This window comes from Rhodoglobus sp. GW821-FHT12B09, from assembly GCF_058809925.1.
Map to the genome: position 1 here is coordinate 164,180 of NZ_JBXATB010000002.1, position 19,456 is coordinate 183,635.

At 68.1% G+C, this 19,456-nt stretch carries 21 protein-coding genes; 5 read left to right on the forward strand and 16 right to left on the reverse strand.

Annotation, left to right across the window (positions count from 1 at the left end; all coding sequences use genetic code 11):
* Positions 1-156: 156 nt before the first annotated feature.
* Together AC1RTC_RS05310 and AC1RTC_RS05315 are read right to left on the reverse strand one after the other, a co-directional pair.
* A complete protein-coding gene (locus AC1RTC_RS05310; protein ID WP_493154433.1) occupies positions 157-759 on the reverse strand; it encodes a histidine phosphatase family protein in 603 nt (200 codons plus the stop codon).
* A complete protein-coding gene (locus AC1RTC_RS05315) occupies positions 759-2,120 on the reverse strand; it encodes a M16 family metallopeptidase (RefSeq protein ID WP_493154776.1) in 1,362 nt (453 codons plus the stop codon). The genes AC1RTC_RS05310 and AC1RTC_RS05315 overlap by 1 nt, the downstream gene beginning before the upstream one ends.
* A gap of 189 nt (positions 2,121-2,309) precedes the next feature.
* On the opposite strand from AC1RTC_RS05315, the gene AC1RTC_RS05320 reads away from it, so the two are divergent.
* Complete coding sequence (locus AC1RTC_RS05320) at positions 2,310-2,921, forward strand: TetR/AcrR family transcriptional regulator (RefSeq protein ID WP_493154777.1); 612 nt, start codon at positions 2,310-2,312, stop codon at positions 2,919-2,921.
* A gap of 101 nt (positions 2,922-3,022) precedes the next feature.
* Positions 3,023-3,361 (forward strand): hypothetical protein, encoded by a 339-nt coding sequence (locus AC1RTC_RS05325; protein WP_493154434.1) that lies wholly within the window; start codon positions 3,023-3,025, stop codon positions 3,359-3,361.
* Positions 3,362-3,639: 278 nt separating this feature from the next.
* Here the strand turns inward: AC1RTC_RS05325 and AC1RTC_RS05330 are convergent, their stop codons facing one another.
* On the reverse strand, positions 3,640-4,647 hold the full coding sequence (locus AC1RTC_RS05330; RefSeq protein WP_493154435.1) for an aldo/keto reductase: 1,008 nt from the start codon (positions 4,645-4,647) through the stop codon (positions 3,640-3,642).
* A gap of 159 nt (positions 4,648-4,806) precedes the next feature.
* Between AC1RTC_RS05330 and AC1RTC_RS05335 the strand changes: the two genes are divergently transcribed.
* A complete protein-coding gene (locus AC1RTC_RS05335; protein ID WP_493154436.1) occupies positions 4,807-5,175 on the forward strand; it encodes a hypothetical protein in 369 nt (122 codons plus the stop codon).
* A 27-nt stretch (positions 5,176-5,202) separates the two neighbouring features.
* Positions 5,203-5,739 (forward strand): YbhB/YbcL family Raf kinase inhibitor-like protein, encoded by a 537-nt coding sequence (locus tag AC1RTC_RS05340; RefSeq protein ID WP_493154437.1) that lies wholly within the window; start codon positions 5,203-5,205, stop codon positions 5,737-5,739.
* Here AC1RTC_RS05340 and AC1RTC_RS05345 read toward each other — a convergent pair.
* The 10 genes from AC1RTC_RS05345 to AC1RTC_RS05390 all read right to left on the reverse strand — a co-directional run bounded on the left by AC1RTC_RS05345 (position 5,736) and on the right by AC1RTC_RS05390 (position 15,473).
* Positions 5,736-5,921, reverse strand: a complete 186-nt coding sequence (locus tag AC1RTC_RS05345) for a hypothetical protein (RefSeq protein ID WP_493154438.1) — start codon at positions 5,919-5,921, stop codon at positions 5,736-5,738. The two genes, AC1RTC_RS05340 and AC1RTC_RS05345, sit on opposite strands and share 4 nt — an antisense overlap.
* A gap of 165 nt (positions 5,922-6,086) precedes the next feature.
* Positions 6,087-8,381, reverse strand: a complete 2,295-nt coding sequence (locus tag AC1RTC_RS05350; RefSeq protein WP_493154439.1) for a polyribonucleotide nucleotidyltransferase — start codon at positions 8,379-8,381, stop codon at positions 6,087-6,089.
* 293 nt (positions 8,382-8,674) lie between these two features.
* On the reverse strand, positions 8,675-9,301 hold the full coding sequence (locus AC1RTC_RS05355; RefSeq protein WP_493154440.1) for a hypothetical protein: 627 nt from the start codon (positions 9,299-9,301) through the stop codon (positions 8,675-8,677).
* Positions 9,298-9,951: a hypothetical protein gene (locus AC1RTC_RS05360; protein ID WP_493154441.1), complete on the reverse strand. Its 654-nt coding sequence runs from the start codon at positions 9,949-9,951 to the stop codon at positions 9,298-9,300. The genes AC1RTC_RS05355 and AC1RTC_RS05360 overlap by 4 nt, the downstream gene beginning before the upstream one ends.
* Before the next feature lie 39 nt (positions 9,952-9,990).
* Positions 9,991-10,845 carry an LLM class flavin-dependent oxidoreductase gene (locus tag AC1RTC_RS05365; protein ID WP_493154442.1) on the reverse strand — a complete coding sequence of 285 codons (855 nt, stop codon included), beginning with the start codon at positions 10,843-10,845 and terminating at the stop codon, positions 9,991-9,993.
* Positions 10,846-10,888: 43 nt separating this feature from the next.
* On the reverse strand, positions 10,889-11,488 hold the full coding sequence (locus AC1RTC_RS05370; protein ID WP_493154443.1) for an FMN reductase: 600 nt from the start codon (positions 11,486-11,488) through the stop codon (positions 10,889-10,891).
* Positions 11,485-12,597 carry an LLM class flavin-dependent oxidoreductase gene (locus AC1RTC_RS05375; protein ID WP_493154444.1) on the reverse strand — a complete coding sequence of 371 codons (1,113 nt, stop codon included), beginning with the start codon at positions 12,595-12,597 and terminating at the stop codon, positions 11,485-11,487. Before AC1RTC_RS05375 ends, AC1RTC_RS05370 begins: the two co-directional genes overlap by 4 nt.
* A gap of 203 nt (positions 12,598-12,800) precedes the next feature.
* On the reverse strand, positions 12,801-14,006 hold the full coding sequence (locus tag AC1RTC_RS05380) for an alpha/beta fold hydrolase (protein ID WP_493154445.1): 1,206 nt from the start codon (positions 14,004-14,006) through the stop codon (positions 12,801-12,803).
* Positions 14,003-14,404 carry a hypothetical protein gene (locus tag AC1RTC_RS05385; RefSeq protein WP_493154446.1) on the reverse strand — a complete coding sequence of 134 codons (402 nt, stop codon included), beginning with the start codon at positions 14,402-14,404 and terminating at the stop codon, positions 14,003-14,005. Before AC1RTC_RS05385 ends, AC1RTC_RS05380 begins: the two co-directional genes overlap by 4 nt.
* Before the next feature lie 160 nt (positions 14,405-14,564).
* On the reverse strand, positions 14,565-15,473 hold the full coding sequence (locus tag AC1RTC_RS05390) for an NADP-dependent oxidoreductase (protein WP_493154447.1): 909 nt from the start codon (positions 15,471-15,473) through the stop codon (positions 14,565-14,567).
* Positions 15,474-15,499: 26 nt separating this feature from the next.
* On the opposite strand from AC1RTC_RS05390, the gene AC1RTC_RS05395 reads away from it, so the two are divergent.
* Complete coding sequence (locus AC1RTC_RS05395) at positions 15,500-15,760, forward strand: hypothetical protein (RefSeq protein WP_493154448.1); 261 nt, start codon at positions 15,500-15,502, stop codon at positions 15,758-15,760.
* Here the strand turns inward: AC1RTC_RS05395 and AC1RTC_RS05400 are convergent.
* The 3 genes from AC1RTC_RS05400 to rpsO all read right to left on the reverse strand — a co-directional run bounded on the left by AC1RTC_RS05400 (position 15,747) and on the right by rpsO (position 19,403).
* Positions 15,747-16,142 (reverse strand): PPOX class F420-dependent oxidoreductase, encoded by a 396-nt coding sequence (locus AC1RTC_RS05400; protein WP_493154449.1) that lies wholly within the window; start codon positions 16,140-16,142, stop codon positions 15,747-15,749. The two genes, AC1RTC_RS05395 and AC1RTC_RS05400, sit on opposite strands and share 14 nt — an antisense overlap.
* A 63-nt stretch (positions 16,143-16,205) precedes the next feature.
* Positions 16,206-19,001: a hypothetical protein gene (locus AC1RTC_RS05405; RefSeq protein WP_493154450.1), complete on the reverse strand. Its 2,796-nt coding sequence runs from the start codon at positions 18,999-19,001 to the stop codon at positions 16,206-16,208.
* A gap of 132 nt (positions 19,002-19,133) precedes the next feature.
* Entirely contained in the window at positions 19,134-19,403 is a 270-nt protein-coding gene (rpsO, locus tag AC1RTC_RS05410; protein ID WP_493154451.1) for a 30S ribosomal protein S15, read from the reverse strand.
* Positions 19,404-19,456 lie beyond the last annotated feature (53 nt).

The following is a 19,456-nucleotide window of genomic DNA, read 5'->3' on the forward strand; positions in this document are numbered from 1 at the left end:
GCTCTGGGTCCGGCTCCAACTGCCGGCGATCCACGAGGTCTAGACCGTTTGCCTCGCGCTACAGGTTTCGCGTGGCGCTACAGAAATTCTTGTAGCGCCACCGGAAAGCTGTGGCGCAAGACCGCGTTTGGCAGGGCGCGCGCCAGGCAGGGCGCGCTAGAACGGCTGCAGATCGGGCATGCCCGTGCGCAGCTCGACGGGCAGGTGCCCGAGGTCGTTGTGCGTGACGAGCACGGGCGGCTTGGCGCTGCGGACCCGGATGATCGTGAGACCGCAGTTCGCCTGGTTGAGGCCCATCCACCGCCAGGAGGGGGCGCCGAGCACCTCGCGCACGAACCACGCGATGACGAAGTTGTGGGTGATGAGCAGATCGTGCCGGTCCTCGCGGGCGGGGGCGAGGAACTCGGAGACGGCATCGGCCATCTGCGCCTCGCCGGCCTCGATCTCCTCCGGGGTGATCGCGCCGAAGAACGGCTCGAACGAGTGGGGCATGTCGACTGTGGGCCCGGAGGGGATGCAGTCCATGAGCAGGGCGCTCGGCTGGGACTGCAGCGCGGGCATCCGCTCGGTCATGATCTCGGCGGTCTCTGCGGCGCGCTGCAGCGGCGAGTGCCAGGCGCGCGCGAACGGAACGCCGCTCAGCCTCTCGGCGATCGCGGTCGCCTGGCGCTTGCCCTTCGGGGAGAGGGGTCCGTCAGGAAGACCGTACTCGGCGTCCTGCTGCTCGCCGTGGCGCACGAGGTAGACGTAGTGGGCCATCAGGAGACCTCAACGACCGGCGACGCCGCCAGCCCCGCGAATGACTTCTCGTCGACCGTTCCGACTGCCGCGATTGAGACCGGGCGCGACACGAGCTCGGCCGCGAGCTCGCGCACGCCGTCCGCCGTCACCGCACCGAGGCGCCGCAGCGACTCGTCCAGGTCGACGAACTCCCCGAGGGTGAGCTCGCTGCGGCCGAGGCGCGACATGCGGGTGTCCGAGTCTTCGAGGGCGAGGGCGGATGCCCCGCTGAGCTGCCCCACGGCACGGCGCAGCTCCTCGTCCGTGACGCCGCCGGAGCCGAGCCGCGCGAACTCCTCGAGCATGAGCTCGGTGACCTGCGAGGCCTTGGCGGGCGAGCATCCCGCGTAGATTCCGAAGAGGCCCGCGTCGGAGTAGCTGGGCGCGAAGGAGTAGACCGAGTACGCGAGGCCGCGCTTCTCTCGTATCTCCTGGAACAGCCGGCTCGACATACCGCCGCCCAGCACCGAGTTGAGCACGCTCAGCGTCGCGCGGCGCTCGTCGGCGGAGGCGAGCCCGGGCACGCCGGCGATGATGTTGGCCTGCTCGATGGGGCGCTTGACCGTGACGAGGTCGCTCCCGCGCTCGATGTGGACGTGCGAGGCGTCGCGGCGCTCAACGGGGGCGGCCTCGACCGAGAGGTCCCACCCGGCCCGCTCGAGGGCGGCCGTCACACCGCGCACGAGCTCGTCGTGGTCGACGGCGCCGGCGACGGTGATCACGAGGTCCTGCGCGCGGTAGTTGGCGCGGTAGTGCTCCCACACGGCCTCGCGCGTCACGGCGCGGATCGTCTCGGGGCTACCGCCGATGGGACGGCCGAGGGGATGCTCCCCCAGCACGGCCTCGAAGAAGCGCTCGCTCGTGACATCCGACGGGTCGTCGTCGGCCATCGCGAGCTCTTCGAGGATGACGCCGCGCTCGGTCTCGAACTCCTGGGGGTCGATCGTCGACGACGTGAACATGTCGGCTAGCACGTCGACGGCCATGGCGAGGTCGCGGTCCTGCACCTTCGCGTAGTAGCAGGTGTACTCCTTCGCCGTCATGGCGTTGTGCTCGCCGCCGACAGCGTCGAACGCGACCGCGATGTCGAGCGCCGTGCGCGAGGGCGTGCCCTTGAAGAGCAGGTGCTCGAGGAAGTGCGTGGAGCCGTAGGTGAAGGGATGCTCGTCCCGCGAGCCGACCGCAACCCAGTAGCCGATCGTGGAGCTGCGCGCGCCCGGAACCGACTCGCTGAGGATGCGGACGCCGCTCGGCAGCACAGTGCGCCGCACGAGCGCATCACCCGAGGCGGTGAACGAGAGGTCGACGAGATCAAGCGGGAGAGAGACAGCGCCGTTCATCACTTCCCGAGCCTACGTCACCGGCGGGCCCGCGGTCCTGCACCCCCCGAATTGGGGTGCGGGACATGCGGACAAACAGACTGGTCTGTCTGTCCTCCTGTGCTACTGTCTTTCCTGCAGGCACCCGAAGCCTCACGCCCAGCCGCTGCCCGAGCGGCGTGGGTGCATTCCCGAAGGAGTCGCGCTGTGATGGTCGTTGAGATACCTCCGACCACACCGCGCGCTTCAGAACCACCGCGCGCTCCGGCAAAGGGCCGCATCCTCGACACCGCGAATGTGCTGTTCTACGAGGACGGCATCCGCAACGTCGGTGTCGACCGCATCATCAGCGCGTCATCGGTGACCAAGGCCACGTTCTACAAGCACTACCGCGCCAAGGACAACCTGATCGTGGAGTACATCACGGCGCGCCACGAGACCGTGCGCGCCAACGTCGAGAACATGATCGCGACCTCCCCCGATGCCGAGCACGTGCTGCGCGCGTTCGTCGCGGCGATCATCGCGGAGATCGACACCCCCGGCTTCCGCGGGTGCCCGTTCATCAACGCTGCCGCGGAGTTCCCCGACGCCGAGCACCCCGTGCGCAAGGTCGTCACGGCGCACCGCGAGTGGTACGTCGACACGCTCGCCGAGCTGCTGCGGGAGATGGGCCACCCGGTTCCCGGTGACGCGGCCGACGAGCTTCTGCTCGCCCGCGACGGCGCGCTGTCCGGAGGCTACGCGGGCGATTCGATCGCGGCATCCGCGGCTCTTGCCCGCATCGCGGACCGCGTCTTAGCGCAAGCGCGCCCCGGCCGCTAGGCCCCGGTGTATTTTCGCGCCGTTCACTAACGTGGAGGGGCGCCGGGACGCTGGATCTCGGCGGGGGTGCAACCAGCAGTACTCGAAATGAGGTCATCACGATGACAGTCACTCTGCTACTCGTAATCACCGTTCTCGCGGGAGCCCTCTCCCTCTACGACGGAATCGTCCGGCTGCGCGGCAAGCGCGGCAACTCCATCCTCGCGATCGTGGAGATCGTCGCTGCGGCGCTCATGCTCCTCGCGCTGTTCGGCATTCTCACGACCGCGCTCGGCATCGGCATCCTGTCGGTGATCCTGGAGATCGTGCTCGTGCTGCAGCTCATCATCCGCGGGTCCACTCGTCGCGGTGGCGCTGCGATCACGGTCATCGCGCTGATCCTCAACACCATCGTGCTGATCGTCGCGTTCAACATCTTCCAGATCCCCGGGCTCAACTAGCAGCTCGGGAGCCGAAGGCCGCGTTTCCCTGGGGGGCGCGGCCTTCGCTGGTTCCGGAGCCCGGCTTTCGCTGGTTCCGGGGCCCGGCCTTCGCTGGTTCCGGGGCCCGGCCTTCGCTGGTTCCGGGGCCCGGCCGCGTGTTGCGCTACAGGATTTGAGTCGCGCGGCACGTATTTCAGTAGCGCTGCAGGAAACCTGTAGCGCGGCCGCGGGTGGCTGGGCGGGGCGGGGTGGGGCAGGTCCGCGGGTGGCAGGGCACGGCGCCGCGGCGGGAGCGCCTAGGCGGACACCCTGTCCAGCTCCGCGACCTGGTGCCGCGTGAGCACGAGGTGCGCCGCCGCGGTGAGGTCGAGGACCTGCGCGGGCTGGCTCGCCGAGACGACCGGCGCAACGACGTTGGGCTTGGTCAGCAGCCAGGCCAGCGCCACGGAGGCGACACTCGTGTCGTGGGCGGCCGCGATCGAGTCGAGGGATGCCAGGATCCGCAGTCCGCGCCGGCTCAGCAGCTTGGCGACCTCTCCGCCGCGCGACCCCGTCGAGATCCCCGCCTTGGCCAAGTCCGAGCGCTGGCGGTACTTGCCCGTGAGGAACCCGCTCGCAAGGGCGAACCGCGGCATGACGCCGAGCCCCTGCCTCGCGGCGACGTGCGCAAGGTCGCCCTCGTACTCGCTGCGGTGCATGAGGTTGTAGTGGTTCTGCAGCGCCACCATCGGGGCGACGCCCAGCTGCGCGGAGGCGATGCGCGCCTCGATCAACCGGTTGCCCGTGTGGTCGGAGCCCCCGAAGTACCGCACCTTGCCCGCACGGATGAGCTCGTCCACGGCGAGGAGTGTCTCCTCGAAGTCCACCGACTGGTCGTCGATGTGCAGGTAGAGCAGGTCGATGTAGCCCACGCCCAGCCGCTCGAGGGACGCCTCGACCGCGCGCGTGAGGACGCGGGCCCTGAGCCCGGGATTCTCGGCGCTCTTGCCCACCTTGGTGGCGATGACCATGCGGTCGCGATTGCGGCGGGCGCGCATCCAGTTGCCCACCATCGTCTCGCTGCGACCGGCGGCGTACGAGTCGGCGGTGTCGATGAAGTTGCCGCCGTGCGCGGCGTAGGTGTCGAGGATGTCGTTGGTGGCGGCGTCGTCGGCGGTCCAGCCGAACACATTGCCGCTCATCGCGAGCGGGAACACGGTGAGGTCGGACGACCCGACCGTGCGCAGCCGGGGAGCGCGCGTGCCGACGATCGCGGCGGTCTCCTCCGTCGTCGGTGCCATCCTGCTCACGTCCAGCTGCGTCATGCGATTCCTCCCCCGAGGCCTGATCTCAAACTTATTGGCGCGCGAGCCGAGAAACCGTCACGAAACACCGATCGTTATCACTCCGTGCTGAACTGGTCGGGCCCAACGTTCGGACGTGATTGCACGTCTTGATCATTAAGACCACACTTCGGAGGCAACATGACGATCGGCCGCACCCCCAGTAGTAGGCCCAGGCTCTGGCTCGCCATCGGCGCAGTGCTCGCCGTGGTTGGCGTCGCGGTGCTCTGGCCGCTGCAGCGGGTGGGCCAGATCTGCGTGATGATCTACCCCGCCCCGCCCGGGTGCGGTGCCGAGGAGCCCCGGTGGGTGCCGCTCGTCGGCATCGGCCTCGTGATCGCGCTGCTCGCCGCGCAGGTGGTGGTCTACTTCAGCGTGGCGCGGTCGCGGACCCCGCTCATCCTGCTCTCCGCCGGGATCGTGGTGGTGGTCGCGCTCGCCGCCGCGGTCGTCGCTCTGTCGCAGACGGGCATCTGGGACCCGTACCAGCCCCTCGTCATCATCGACTAGTCGGCACCGGGCTGGCAGCATGGGGGGATGACGACTCCCAACGATCCCAACTGGCGGCTCCCCGACGTTCCGGGCTTCACGCTCGTGAGCCCCGACTTCCACGAGGGCGACACCCTGCCGCAGTGGGCTCGGTCCGGGATCGCCGGCGCCGGCGGCGAGGACCGCTCCCCCACCCTGCACTGGGAGGGCGCGCCCTCCGGCACGAAGAGCTTCGCGCTCTCGATGTACGACCCCGACGCGCCGACCGGCAGCGGCTGGTGGCACTGGGCCGTGTACAACATCCCCGCCACGATCACGTCCCTCTCGCAGGACGCGGGCAACCCGGAGGCGGGACTCCTGCCCGCCGGGGCGATCACGCTCCCGAACGAGGTGAGGCTTGAGCGCTACCTCGGCGCTGCCCCGCCCGCCGGGAACGGCGAGCACCGTTACTTCTTCACGGTGACCGCGCTGGATGTCGAGCGGCTGGACGTGCCCGAGGGCAGCACTCCGGCGCTCCTGGGCTTCATCATGTTCGACCACGTGGTCGCCCGCGCCCAGCTGACGGGGCGCTCGGAGACCCCCTAGGTCTCGTGCCGGCGGTACTGCGGGATGCGGGCCCGAGCGCGGGCGCGGGCCTTGGTCACGGCGACGATGACGATGACCAGTGCGAGCGTGATGGCGAGCGCCACCCAGACGAACCAGGCGCCGTCGATCCAGTCCGAGAGGTCGGCGACAAAGCTGTCGAACGGGGTTGTGATTCGGGCCACCCGCTCACCCTAGAACCGCAAGCGTTTGCCCCAATGCCCCCACTTGGGGGGCAGACAGGTTCGATGCGTGCGCATTGATCTGGGCACGCAAAAGGCCCCTTCCCGAAGGAAGGGGCCTTTCGTCTTACTCAGCGCCTGGCGAGAGGCCTGAGCAGAGGGGTGCTGCTAGCCCTCGGCCGGTGCCTCGGGACCCTCGGACGCGGCAGCGGAGCTGTCGGTGTCCGCGGGGTCCGCGTCATCGGTAACGGGAGCGAGCGACAGCTTTCCGCGGTCGTCGATCTTGGTGATCTCGACCTGGATCTTCTGGCCGACCGAGAGGACGTCCTCGACGTTCTCCACGCGCTTGCCGCCGGCGAGCTTGCGGACCTCGCTCACGTGAAGCAGACCGTCCTTGCCGGGGGTGAGCGAGACGAACGCGCCGAACGTTGCGAGCTTGACGACGGTTCCGAGGAACCGCTCGCCGACCTCGGGGTTGAGCGGGTTCGCGATCGCGTTGACCGCGGCACGGGCAGCCTCGGCCGAGGGGCCGTCGACAGCGCCGATGTACACGGTGCCGTCGTCCTCGATCGAGATGTCGGCGCCGGTGTCATCCTGGATCTGGTTGATCGTCTTGCCCTTCGGGCCGATCAGCTCGCCGATCTTGTCAACGGGGATCTGAACGCTGATGACGCGCGGCGCGGTGGGCGCCATCTCGTCAGGAGCGTCGATCGCGGCGTTGATGACCGCGAGGATCGCCGTGCGAGCCTCCTTGGCCTGCTTGAGCGCGCCGTCGAGGACGGAGGACGGGAGGCCCGCGAGCTTCGTGTCCAGCTGGATGGCCGTGACGAACTCGGAGGTGCCGGCGACCTTGAAGTCCATGTCGCCGAGCGCGTCCTCAGCGCCGAGGATGTCGGTGAGTGCCGCGTAGCGCGTCACACCGTCGACCTCGTCGGAGATGAGGCCCATCGCGATGCCCGCCACCGGGGCGCGCAGCGGCACACCGGCGTTGAGCAGCGACAGGGTCGAGGCGCAGACGGAGCCCATCGACGTCGAGCCGTTGGAGCCGAGAGCCTCGGACACCTGGCGGATCGCGTAGGGGAACTCCTCGCGCGGCGGGAGCACGGGAACGAGGGCGCGCTCGGCGAGGAAGCCGTGCCCGATCTCGCGGCGCTTCGGCGAACCGACGCGACCCGTCTCACCCGTCGAGTAGGGCGGGAAGTTGTAGTGGTGCAGGTAGCGCTTCTTCTTCACCGGAGCGAGAGAGTCGATCTGCTGCTCCATCTTGAGCATGTTCAGGGTGGTGACGCCCAGGATCTGGGTCTCGCCGCGCTGGAAGATCGCGGAGCCGTGAACGCGCGGGATGACCTGCACCTCGGCGTCGAGCGCGCGGATGTCGGTCAGGCCGCGGCCGTCGATGCGGATGCCCTCGGTCAGGACGCGGGTGCGCATGACCTTCTTGGACACGGACTTGTACGCGGCGCTCACCATCGGGGGCACCTCGCCACCGAGCTCGCCGGCGTCCACGCGGCCCTGGATGGCCTCCTTGACGCGCTCCTTGAGCGCGTCGTCCGCGTTCTGGCGCTCGATCTTGTCGGCGATCTGGTAGACGCCCTTGAGGTCGTCGTAGGCGATCTCGGCGACCGCGTTGTAGGCGGCGTCGGAGTACGGCGGGAACAGCGGGAACTCCTGGATCGGCTTCGCAGCCTTCTCCGCGACCTCGAGCTGGGCCTTGATGAGCTGCTTGAGGAACGGCTTGGACGCCTCGAGGCCCTGGGCGACGACGGACTCGTCCGGCTTCGTCGCACCCGCCTTGATGAGCTCCCACGAGCCCTCGGTGGCCTCCGCCTCGACCATCATGATCGCGACATCCTCGTTGCCGTCAGCGTCGGTGACGAGGCGGCCGGCGACGGTGAGGTCGAAGACTGCCTCCTCGAGCTGGCTGAACTTCGGGAACGCGATCCACTGGTCGGGCTGGCCGCCACCGGACATGAGTGCGAGGCGGATGCCCGCGACCGGCCCGTAGAACGGGAGGCCGGAGATCTGCGTGCTGAGCGACGCGGCGTTGATGGCCAGGGCGTCGTAGAACTCGTCCGGAGCGATCGACAGCACCGTGATGACGATCTGGACCTCGTTGCGGAGGCCCTCGACGAACGTCGGGCGCAGCGGCCGGTCGATCAGGCGGCAGACCAGGATGGCCTCCGTCGACGGACGGCCCTCGCGGCGGAAGAACGAGCCGGGGATCTTGCCTGCGGCATAGGAGCGCTCCTCGACGTCCACCGTGAGGGGGAAGAAGTCGAAGCCGTCGCGCGGGTGCTTTCCGGCCGAGGTGGCCGAAAGGATCATGGTTTCTTCATCGAGGTACGCGGCAACGGCACCCTGTGCCTGCTGCGCGAGGCGACCGGTCTCAAAGCGGACCGTGCGCGTGCCGAACTTGCCGTTGTCGAGAACGGCTTCGGCGAATGTGATTTCTGGACCCTCCAAGGGGGGTTTCTCCTTTGTTTATCGTCGCAGCCCCGTGTGGGCGGCGACTCGTCAAGGAGCAGGGAGCGGGCAGGAGGACACGTTGAACGTGCGCTTGCCGAAGTAATGGCACATGCCTGGCCAACAGTAGAAAGTCTCGGCGCTTCTGAATGCTCAGGCTCCGAAATTCACCACCGGTGACCAGCTTCTTGCCAGCCTGCTCCGGTTGTTGCTCCGCGGAATAGCACGGACAACCTCGTACAGGCTACCAGTACGGCGTGTCGGGGGGCTAGGAACGGCTCGCCGGGCCGTTCTCAGCCGGTCGAGGGCCGCAGCAGCGGGCCGATCGGCGACGGCGGGCAGCGCAGGTCGATGCGCTCCCACTCCTCGTTCGATCGCGGGATCGGCGCCATCTCGTAGTACGGGATCCAGTAGCTGCCCTCCGCATAGTCGCCGGTGCGGTTGATGACGGTGAAGCCGAGCAGCTGCAGGCACGGCACGAGCCGGGTCCGGTTGTACCTCCAGATCCAGGCGAGCTCGTCGTCGCTCAGCATCCCGAGCGCGGACGGGTCCGAGAGGTCGTACGGGTACTTCATCGCGCAGACGAATTGGGCGCGACTGACCTCCTCCATGGTGCTGGCACTCCCGTTGACGATGCTCCACGACGTGTCACTGCCGAACACGAGCCCGTCGATATCCGCATCCCTCATGCAGTCGATCGGCTTCGTTCCCGGGTCGTCGACGTCCAGGTACTCGACAGGCTCGATCACGGGCATGGGCTCGTCGGGGAACATGCTGGCCCACCACTGCCGGTTCTGCTCGTCCATGCGCTCCTTCGCCTCGGTGGGGGTGATGGGCGCGGGCAGCTGGGGTGCGGGCGTGCACCCCGCCAGGAGGGCGAGGGATGCCCCGAGCGCGACGGCCACGGCGGCGCGGGTCATCCGGCCACCGGCGGTTGGAACATCGCGAACGGGTCTGCCGGCAATGGCGGGCACTTGCCGTTGATGACCGTCCACTCCGCAGCGGTCGCGTCGAGCCGGGTCGCGCCGCCGTGGGAGTACGGCGTCCAGACCTGGCCCGCCCGCACGGCGCCGACGAAGGCGGGGCGGTCGGGAGCGCCGGAGCTCGGGAAGCCGAGCAGATCGAGGCACGGAGCCACCCGCTCGGTGAGGTAGTCGTAGGCGTAGAGCAACTGCGAGTCGCTCAAGTACCCCTGGGCGCGCGGGTCGACCGGGTACTGGCCGAGGCAGACCATCTGGGCATCCGCGATCTGCCGGTCGGAGACCGTGCCGTCACTGCTCACCATGAAGCCGCCGCTGACCTCGCTGGCGTCGATCCCCGCGGCCACCAGGCAGCTGACCTGGGCCGACGACCAGGTGTCGGGCGTCGTGTACGAGACGCGTTCAAAGGCGGGCATCTCGCGGGCCTCGCCGCGGTTCACGGCGGTCCATGTCTCGGCGAGCTGCTCCGCCACCACCTCGTCGGCCTCGGCGTCGGTCAGGCCCGGCGGGATCGGCGTCGGCGTGGCGCACCCCGCGAGCAGCAGCAGGGATGCCGCCGCCGCTGCCAGGGCACGGAGTCGCGGGGCCATGCCACCATCCTGCGCCCCCGCCGCGCACACCGCCAGCGGTCAGCGCGCCCCGAGTGCCGCCACAACCAGGGCGGTCTGCGCCAGCGGCTCGCCCACCGGGCGGAGCACCACCGAGTCCGCGCCCGCGGCCCAGAGGGCGCGCACCACCTCGGCCGCCTCCCCGGCGCTGCCGGAGGCCATCGTGAACTCCCGGGTCTCGTCGCCGAAGAACTCGCGGGCGACAGTCAGCCTGACGGCGGCAGCCTCCGCCGCGTCGTCGCTGGCAAAGAGGTGGCAGAGCACGGTGACGGAGTAGGCGCTATCACCCGCGAGGGCCCGCGCCTCGGCGATCTGCGCCGGACCGGCGCCCTCCACGAGCACCACGCCATCGGCGATCCGGCCCGCGAGCTCGAGGGAGCGCGGCCCGGTGACGCCCGCGAGCAGGGGCACTGGCGCGCCTGCCGGATGCACGAGCGCGACGCCGTCGGCGCTGCGAGCCCGCCCGTGGTGAACGACCCGCTCCCCGAAGAGGAGCCCGCGGACGATGGTGAAGGTATCCTCCAGGAGCGCGAGCGGCGAGGGCACCGCGGCCCCCACCTGCCGCATCCAGCCCTGCACGCCGTGCCCGATCCCGGCGACCAGGCGGCCCGGATGCAGTCGTGCGAGAGTCGCGAGCTCCATCGCCGCGAGTGCCGGATTGCGCAGCGGCGCGGGCATGATGCCGATGCCCACGCGCACGCGCCGCGTGGTGGCGAGCACCGTCGCGGCGGAGGCGACGCCTCCGCCCCAGCCCAGGTCTTCGACAACCCAGACCTCGTCGACGAGCATCGCCTCGAGCCCCTGCGCGGTCGGCACGAGCTGCTCGGGGGCAGTGTCGCGGTCGATCATCACCCCGAGGCGTCCGGTACCAGTCATGCGGACGAGCTTAGCCACCAGCCTCCGGGGCCCGTCGGCCGCGCTACTGCGCTCCGAAGCCGCCCACTGGGCTGAAGCCCTCGGGCAGTGCGAACGGGTCGCTGACCCGCTGCGAGCGGTCGCTCGCCCGCACCAGGGCCGCGAGCTCGGATGCCGCGCGCTCGATGCGCTCGTGCAGTCCGGCCTCGCTCCCCCAGTCTGACGAGGCCGCGTACACCCCAGTGCTCACCGGGTTGGCGTGCAGGTACGTGAACAGCGGCCGCATCGCGTAGTCGATCGCCAGCGAGTGCCGCTCCGTTCCGCCCGTCGCGCCCAGGAGCACGGGCATCCCGGCCAGCGACTGCGGGTCGAGCACGTCGATGAACGACTTGAAGAGGCCGCTGTAGCTCGTGGTGAAGATCGGCGTCACCGCGATGAGCCCGTCGGCGGTGGTGACGGCCTCGATCGCCGTCTCGAGCTTCGGGCTGGGGAATCCGGTGAGCAGGTTGTTCGTGACATCCTGCGCCACGTCCCTGAGCTCGACCACGGTCACCTCGACATCCTCGCCGACCGCGCGCACGACAGCCTCGGTGAGGCGGTCGGCGAGCAGGCGCGTGGAGGAGGGCTGACTGAGGCCGGCGGAGACCACGGCTAGGCGCTTCATGAGTTGACCCCTTCGAGAGCCTCGGGCACCGCGGCGGCGTCCCTCCGGGCGACGAGCGCCGCGTGGGTGGGGCCGTCGGGCACGTCAGCCGGGCGGTTGACCGCGAACTCCTTGCGGAGCACGGGCACGACCTCCTCGCCGAGGATGTCGAGCTGCTCGAGCACGGTCTTCAGCGGCAGGCCGGCGTGGTCCATGAGGAAGAGCTGGCGCTGGTAGTCGCCGAAGTGGTCGCGCATGCCGGCGTACTTGTCGATGACCTCCTGCGGCGACCCCACGGTGAGCGGGGTCTGCGCGGTGAAGTCCTCCATCGACGGGCCGTGGCCGTAGACCGGGGCGTTGTCGAAGTAGGGGCGGAACTCGTTCACGGCGTCCTGCGACTTGGCGCGCATGAAGGCCTGGCCGCCGAGCCCGACGATCGCCTGCGCGGCGGTGCCGTGGCCGTAGTGCTCGAAGCGCTGGCGGTAGTAGCCGATGAGCTTCATGTAGTGCTCCTTGGGCCAGAAGATGTTGTTCGCGAAGAAGCCGTCGCCGTAGTACGCGGCCTGCTCGGCGATCTCAGGCGACCGGATGCTGCCGTGCCATACGAAGGGCGGCACCCCGTCGAGCGGGCGCGGCGTGGACTGGAACCCCTGCAGCGGCGTGCGGAACTGCCCCTGCCAGTCGACGAAGTCCTCTCGCCACAGGCGGTGCAGCAGCGCGTAGTTCTCAATGGCGAGCGGGATGCCCTCGCGGATGTCCTTGCCGAACCACGGGTAGACCGGCCCGGTGTTGCCGCGGCCCATCATCACGTCGACGCGGCCGTCGGCGAGGTGCTGCAGCATCGCGTAGTCCTCGGCGATCTTCACCGGGTCGTTCGTGGTGATGAGGGTCGTGGAGGTGCTGAGCAGCAGGTTCTCGGTCTGCGCGGCGATGTAGGCGAGCATCGTCGTGGGGCTCGAGGAGACGAACGGCGGGTTGTGGTGCTCGCCGAGCGCGAAGACGTCGAGGCCCACCTCCTCCGCCTTCTTTGCGATGGTCACGAGCGCCTTGATGCGCTCGCCCTCGGTGGGGGTGGTGTCATCCGTCGGATCCGTTGTGACGTCACTGACGGTGAAGATTCCGAACTGCATTGTGTGCTCCACTGTGCTCTCTAACATCCATGCGTTTGCATTGATATCGATCATAACGGACGGGTGGGGGAATCTATTCCCTGACCCCCTAAGAGGTCACAAACCGAATCCCGGCGGCAGCCGAATGTAGTAAGTAGAGGAAACACTCGTGGGGACCGAGAGCCTCCGGCGCCGCCTACCCGCGCCGGAGCTCTCGGACACGGCTACTCCACGCAGTTGGACGGCTTCTGGGCGGCCGCGAAGAACGACAGCACCGACGGGATCGCCGTCAGCGCGACGGTGGCGTGCGTGACACCCGTGAACTCGTCGAACTGCACCCTCTCGCCCGCGGCGCAGAGCGTTTTCACGTAGTCCGCGGTAGCGGTGGGGATCACGAGCCGGTCATCCAGCCCCTGCGCGATGTAGACCGGAACGCCCAGCGGAGACCCGCCGGCGCTGTTCTCCGTCAGGATCGTCTTCCACGGCTCGGTGGTCGCGGGATCGCTCGTGACGAAGCCGCCCACGAGCGGGCCCGTGATGTCGTGGATCGCCTTGGTGTCGGAGAGCAGGCACAGCTGCTGGACCTTCGGTGCCGCCTCCTGGCCCGCCGGGGTGAGGATCGACCACAGGGCCTGCTCGCCGTACGTGCCCTTGTAGGCGGCGACCATCGCCGGGATCGCGAGCGAGGCGATGGTCACGCCCGAGACGTCGATGATGTCGTCGCTCAGCAGCGAGGTGAGAACGGCCGCGGGTGCGGCGACGGCGACGGCCTCGACGTGAAGCTCAGGAGCGTACTCCTCCGCCTGCTGCGCAGCGAAGAGCGCGGCCTGCCCGCCCTGCGAGTGGCCCCACAGGAGGACCCGGTCGCTGAGCGTGACGCCCGGCAGGTTCCGGCCGGCGCGCACGGCGTCGAGCACGTTGTTGCCCTCCGTCACACCGAGCAGGTACGACGACGGGCCGGCGAGCGACATCCCCTCGTAGTCGGTAGCGACGACCGCGTAGCCTGCCGCCAGCAGGTTGGCCATGCCCTCGATCAGCTCGAAGGGGTCGTCCGCGAGCGACGGGCCGCACTTCTGCGCGGAGCCGGTAGTCGGGTGCGCCCAGGAGACGACCGTGCGGCCCTCCTTCGGCGCCGGGAGATCCGGCACGATCACGAGGCCGGAGACGGGGATGTCGGTGCCGGCCAGATCCGTCGAGTGGTAGATCACGCGCCAGGCGCGGGTGCCCGCCGGGGAGCTGTCGATCGTCTTGGCCCGGATCAGGTCGCCCGGCTCACCGGCCGGTAGCGTCTCGGGCAGCGTGTAGAACTGCGCGTCCGTCAGCTCGTCGGAGAACTCGAAGACCGTGCGTCGCTCCGCCTCGAGCACGCAGCCCGAGAGTGCTGTGGCGACGGCGAGCGCAAGAGCGACCCCGGCGAGCGCCCGCCTCACCGCGTGGCACCGATGAGCAGCTCCACTCGGTAGAGACCGCCCTTGCGCACGATCTCCACCGGGATGCGCTGCTTGCGGCCCTGGATGTCCAGCCGGCCGAGCGCCTCGTCCACGACGGACTCCAGCCCGCGGGGAACCCATCCCACCGGCGGGCTCACGCGCGACCCGGTGAAGAGCCGCACCTCGATCTCGGCATCCTGGCCCTCCTGCTGCTGCGAGCGCTTGCCGATCGCAGTCTCCAGGGGGCTGGCCCCGCTCTCCACGATCTCCCGGAGCTCGTTCTGGTAGGGATTGCTGCCCGCCAGGGTGATGCGCACGCGCGCGTTGTTCGGGACGAGGACACCCCGGTACTGGCTGAGCTTGCCCTTCCCGAGGTCGTTGCGGTCGTGAGTTGGCATGAATGGGATGCTACCGGCATGCGCGCCGAGCCCCCCAGCCCCCGCTGGCCCCGCGCCCGGCGCCGCCCGGCCTCGCTGCCGCCCTGAGATCCGGCGATCGTCGCTCAGTTGCACGCCTGAACAGCAGATTGCCGGATGTCACGACGGCGGGGCACCGCGACTAGTCGAGCGCGAGCACGATCTTGCCGGGGCCGTGGGAGCCAAGCAGCCTGGCGTAGGCCTCCCCGACCGCCTCGAGCGCGAACACCGACTCGATCGGGAACTGCACCTCGCCGCTCGCGATCAGCTCGGCGACCTCGTCGAGCCCCGCGCGGTCGAAGTGCCGCCCGCCCACGGCGGTCGTGCCGTACTCCGCGGCGGCCGTGTAGTCCGCGATCGAGTTCACGCGGGCGGCGGGGGCACCGGCGGCGAGCGCAGCGTCGACGGATGCGCGGCCGTGGTTGTCGAGGGCGGCCGTGATGCGGGCATCCCTCAGCGCTTCGACGAGTCCGTCGCCGTAGGACACCGGCACGACGCCGAGCGAGCGCAGGTAGTCGTGGTTGGCGGGGCTCGCGGATCCGATCACGGTGGCACCGGAGCGCAGCGCGAGCTGGGCGGCGAGCGCGCCAACACCTCCCGCGGCGGCGCTGACGAAGACCGTGTCATCCGGGCCCAGCTTCAGGCTCGCGACGCTGTTGTAGGCCGTGCGCCCGGCGATGCTCAGGGAGCCGGCGACCTCGTAGGGCATCTCGGCGGGCTTGCGGGCGAGCTGGTCGGCGGCGATGATGACGAAGTCGGCCTGGGCGCGCGACGGCACCTGCCCGTACACGGCGTCGCCGAGCTGGTAGTCGGTTACGCCGTCCCCGAGCTCGTCGATGTCGCCCGCGAAGTCGTGCCCGTTGCCGCTCGGGAGCGCCGGCTTCGTCCCCGCCGCCGTCGGCAGCCCGCGGAACAGCTTCGTATCGAGCGGGTTGAGCCCCGCCGCGCGCACGCGCACGCGCACCTCCCCCGGCCCCGGGTGCGGTGCATCCGCCTCCACGACCTCGAGAACGTCCGGACCACCGAGGGAGCTGAACTGTACGCGTCGCATGGTTCCAGTATGTCTAGTCTGTTCCCGTGCCCAACCTCATCGCCGCGATAGCCCTCGCTCTGGCCGGCCTCGCGGCGATCGTCGGCGGCGCCGTCACGTGGCGCACGGCGAAGAAGCTGGTGGTGGATGCCCGGCAGACCCTCCTCGCCATGTTCGGCGACTCGTTCCCGGGGCTCTTCGCCGAGGAGCCCGATCCCCGCGGCGCGCGCATCGCGGCGGCGGGGTTCGTCGTCGTGGGAGTGGTGCTGCTCGCGGTCGCCGCGGTGCAGGGGTTCAGCACTCGGTGATCCGCAGCTTGTACCGAGCGGCCTGCCCGTGCTTGGCGAGGCGCTCGATCCACAGGAAGACCCGGTACTCGAGTTTGTACTTCGCGAGGAACGTCTCGCCCATCTGCTCGACGACGCCGGCGTCCTCGACAATCGCCGCGTTGCCGCAAAGGACGGGCGCATCGGGATGCACCTTGCCCATGCGATTCGACGGGCGCAGTTCCACTCGCGGGTCGTTCCGGAGCCGCTTGACCTTCCCCGTGCCCGATGGCGTCGTCACGATGAGAGCGTCACGCTCCCGCGCGATCCACACCGGGGTCGAGACCCGCACGCCGCTCTTGCGGAAGGTGGTCAGCGCGACAAAGCGCTCGTCTCCGAGCTGGAGGAATGCGGGTGAGGTCATGGTTCGACACTAGGTGTCGGCGGATGCTGATCCCTGCCCCTTGACGGGACGGGAGTCGGGCCGTTACTCGTCGTGAAGTACGAACTTTCCGACGAGGGATCTGACCCTCGCAGAACGATCGCGCAGCTCTTCGGCTCCTCGGGCGATCCCAGGCATACCGCGCATGTCGTCTGGACTCGTCTGTAGCTTCGCGACGAGGGACGTGAAACCGTCCGCGAAGCTCGCGTTGTCCAACAACCCTGCAAAGCCCGTAAGGGTCAGCAGTTCGGTGGCGCTAGAACTTGAGGGACGCACGCTCTCGATCAGGCTGTCGAGAAGATCAGTCGTGGAGACTTCAAGGTCATTGAGATCGCGTGCTTTCCTCGCACGCGAAACCAGACCCGCCAGCCGGTCGAGCGACCCGCTGTCCGATACCGGGATGAAAACTAGGTCCTCGGCCTCAGCGCGAGCGTCGAGCTCTCTCGCAAAGCTGCGCAGAGCTCCCGACTCATCAGCCAGACGCCGCACAATCGGGAGGATCGAAGACAGCCCTTCATTCGTGGCGCCGATCGACGCCAGCTCCAACTGGAGAAAGTTCCGAGTCTCAGCATCAGACTGAATGTCGCTGATCGTAGCGGCAAGCAGATCCATCGCCGAAGCTGTCGCGTTCCGCCGCCCGGCGAGTGCGTGAAGCACCAGTTCTCGCTGATCGCCCGGATGGGACGTTGCCACCTCGTCGGCCAGCATGTCGACGGCGAGGGCGGAGGAGGGAAGCGCAATGTGCATCAAAGGACTAAGCGTGTTCATCGAGGAAAGAATGCGCATGATCCGGTCGCGATTCGAATGAGTGAGCGTGAATGCGCTGCCCGCTGCGAGCAACCAGACATTGCGCCAGTACGTCGAGGAGGCAGTTTCCGCAAGCACCGCTCTCCCCAGTTTCGACTTGATGTGTCCGGACGTGAGCGCCTGCGCAGCCATGTACTCCTGCAGACTCTTGACCTCGAACTCCCAGTGGCCTTCTTCCGAGGCCACGAGGAGGACCAGCCTGTCAACCGTGGCTGCCACTAGAGACTTGACCCGCTCCTGAAGGTTCTCCCGAGCGCCCGCGGCGACAAGTGAACCGCGTACCAGACTCTTCAACTCGTCATCCGACAGCAGGACTCGCCCATCCGTCGACTTCTCCCCCCGAATCTGCATGAGGAGCCCGGCGCGCTGGTGTACTTCTTCGATAAGCACGCGCTCTCGCTGGAGGAACTGGCCCACCGCTCCGGGCTTTGACTCCTCTCGACCGTACATGGCGTTGAAGTACGCGTTGAAGAGGCCGAACCTGGAGAGAGGCAAGCGCTCCTTTTTCTCCAGCAAGATGGTGAGGATGGAGACCTGCAATGGCGTTGAGAACAGTTTTCTCGTGCCCTCCGTGACCATGGCGCCCTCAAGCCGCTCTTTCACACGCGCGAGGGTTCTAGGAGCTTCGCCGAACCGAAGCTCCAGCAGTTTCGTCGCATAGGCCCTGGCATCCGGTCCGCTGAGCTTTCCGAGAACCCAGTGGCTGTACCGCGCGGGGTCCAGATCCGTACGATCTCCCTGAGGTCTGGTTGTGACTAGGATCGCTAGATCGGCATTGATCTCGTTCGCGTGATCCTCAAAACGTGCGATCTGGCGAAGTATGGCCGGGCGCAGATCTACCGGTGTTTCGTCCATACCGTCGAGGATCATCAGAATCGGCCAGTGCTGCATCCATCTCGACAAAGCACCGGGAGCGAGCGGCACCTCCGAGTACAGGTTGACCTGCTGCTCAATATAGTTGCTCAGCGAAAGTGGCTCGGTCTCAACCCCCGCCGCGATCGTCTTTGCATACTCCCCAAGTACCACCCTTAGCGGCCAGCGACGAACTCGGGGTTCCGGGAGGTCGTTCGCGGCAATCGCATCGGACGTCTCCTGAAGAACAGGAAGGATCCTCTCGTGGACGAAAACTTCCGAGGAGTTCAGAATGGCCCGCCGGTAGAGCTGCGCGAGAAACCGCGAGGTGGTGGTCTTACCTTGTCCAGGGCCGCCCACGAGAGCTATTCGCGTCGGTGGAAGGCGGCTGGGATCCCGAGGGCGAGTCATTCGGTCCAGCTGGGCGACAAGTGAAGCAACGACTCGGTCGTGACTAGTGACGCCTTGAGTCTTGTAGACGACGTCGACGAAGATGTCGCCAAGTCGAGGCTCCCGGTCCTCGATATCTCCGAGCTCGGAACTCGACATCTGGCGATCTTCGCCCAACTCGCTGGCGAGTGTGGCTCCAAGTATCTGGGCCTCAGTCTGATCCTCGCGTTCAAGCCCCCGCATCACCTGCGCGAGCACGTCTCCCGTCAGGATCGCGGGAAGATAGGTCGTTCGAACACCGTGATGCACGTCGAGAAGGGCGCAGATGCGGGCATAGTGCCAAACATCACCCTCCACGGCGAAGTCGTACTCACTCGCCGCCTCGAGTAGTTCGGCAAACTTGTCTATCCCGCCCTGATCACGGACTGCCGAAAGGGAAGCGTTGGTCGCGAACAGCATGAAGCCTGGCTTCTCCACGGCGCCCGGGGTGCTCGCGCCAGAAATCTCCCGCCAACGACGAAGTTCCGGCTTGAGAGTCGCCTTGAATCGCTTCCACCCCTCCGCAGCTTGCGAGGCTGGCACGTCAACGAACTTGGCCTGGACGATCGCCGTCGTGGTGACTGCTTGCCCTTGTCGACTCACAAAATCGAACCCTTGGATCGTCGCGTCGCGGCCACCGTCGGGGCCGCGCCCGAAGATCTGCACCACTTTTCCCGGATACTCAGCGACAACGAGCGCCTGCACGAGCTGCTCGAACAAGAGCGGTCCCAGGCGGTGAAGGTCGTAGTCCACGGGTCGGGCTCCTCAGGGATCGTTCCAAAAGGCTAGTTGATATTGGCTAGCAGAAACATCGACTCCGGGTACAAAAAACGGGCCGCCACCCGAAGGTGACGGCCCGTCGTCAAGTTCGACGCGATCTCGCGACTAGCGGCGCAGTCCGAGACGCTCGATCAGCGAGCGGTAGCGCTCGATGTCGATGTCCTGGAGGTAGCCCAGGAGGCGGCGGCGCTGTCCAACGAGCAGCAGCAGGCCACGACGTGAGTGGTGGTCGTGCTTGTGCTCCTTGAGGTGCTCCGTCAGATCCTTGATGCGGTGAGTAAGCATCGCAACCTGGACCTCGGGGGATCCCGTGTCACCTGGGTGGGTAGCGTACTCGTCGATGATCGCCTTCTTGACACTGGCTTCAAGAGCCATAAGGTGATCCCCTTTCTCCTCGTTGCGCGGTGCCCATGGGCAGGATGCCTGAG

Coding starts and splice junctions, on each gene's coding strand:
- AC1RTC_RS05310 (WP_493154433.1), bottom strand. CDS start 759: ATGGCCCACTACGTCTACCTCGTGCGCCACGGCGAGCAGCAGGACGCC.
- AC1RTC_RS05315 (WP_493154776.1), bottom strand. CDS start 2,120: ATGAACGGCGCTGTCTCTCTCCCGCTTGATCTCGTCGACCTCTCGTTC.
- AC1RTC_RS05320 (WP_493154777.1), top strand. CDS start 2,310: ATGGTCGTTGAGATACCTCCGACCACACCGCGCGCTTCAGAACCACCG.
- AC1RTC_RS05325 (WP_493154434.1), top strand. CDS start 3,023: ATGACAGTCACTCTGCTACTCGTAATCACCGTTCTCGCGGGAGCCCTC.
- AC1RTC_RS05330 (WP_493154435.1), bottom strand. CDS start 4,647: ATGACGCAGCTGGACGTGAGCAGGATGGCACCGACGACGGAGGAGACC.
- AC1RTC_RS05335 (WP_493154436.1), top strand. CDS start 4,807: ATGACGATCGGCCGCACCCCCAGTAGTAGGCCCAGGCTCTGGCTCGCC.
- AC1RTC_RS05340 (WP_493154437.1), top strand. CDS start 5,203: ATGACGACTCCCAACGATCCCAACTGGCGGCTCCCCGACGTTCCGGGC.
- AC1RTC_RS05355 (WP_493154440.1), bottom strand. CDS start 9,301: ATGACCCGCGCCGCCGTGGCCGTCGCGCTCGGGGCATCCCTCGCCCTC.
- AC1RTC_RS05360 (WP_493154441.1), bottom strand. CDS start 9,951: ATGGCCCCGCGACTCCGTGCCCTGGCAGCGGCGGCGGCATCCCTGCTG.
- AC1RTC_RS05365 (WP_493154442.1), bottom strand. CDS start 10,845: ATGACTGGTACCGGACGCCTCGGGGTGATGATCGACCGCGACACTGCC.
- AC1RTC_RS05370 (WP_493154443.1), bottom strand. CDS start 11,488: ATGAAGCGCCTAGCCGTGGTCTCCGCCGGCCTCAGTCAGCCCTCCTCC.
- AC1RTC_RS05375 (WP_493154444.1), bottom strand. CDS start 12,597: ATGCAGTTCGGAATCTTCACCGTCAGTGACGTCACAACGGATCCGACG.
- AC1RTC_RS05385 (WP_493154446.1), bottom strand. CDS start 14,404: ATGCCAACTCACGACCGCAACGACCTCGGGAAGGGCAAGCTCAGCCAG.
- AC1RTC_RS05390 (WP_493154447.1), bottom strand. CDS start 15,473: ATGCGACGCGTACAGTTCAGCTCCCTCGGTGGTCCGGACGTTCTCGAG.
- AC1RTC_RS05400 (WP_493154449.1), bottom strand. CDS start 16,142: ATGACCTCACCCGCATTCCTCCAGCTCGGAGACGAGCGCTTTGTCGCG.
- rpsO (WP_493154451.1), bottom strand. CDS start 19,403: ATGGCTCTTGAAGCCAGTGTCAAGAAGGCGATCATCGACGAGTACGCT.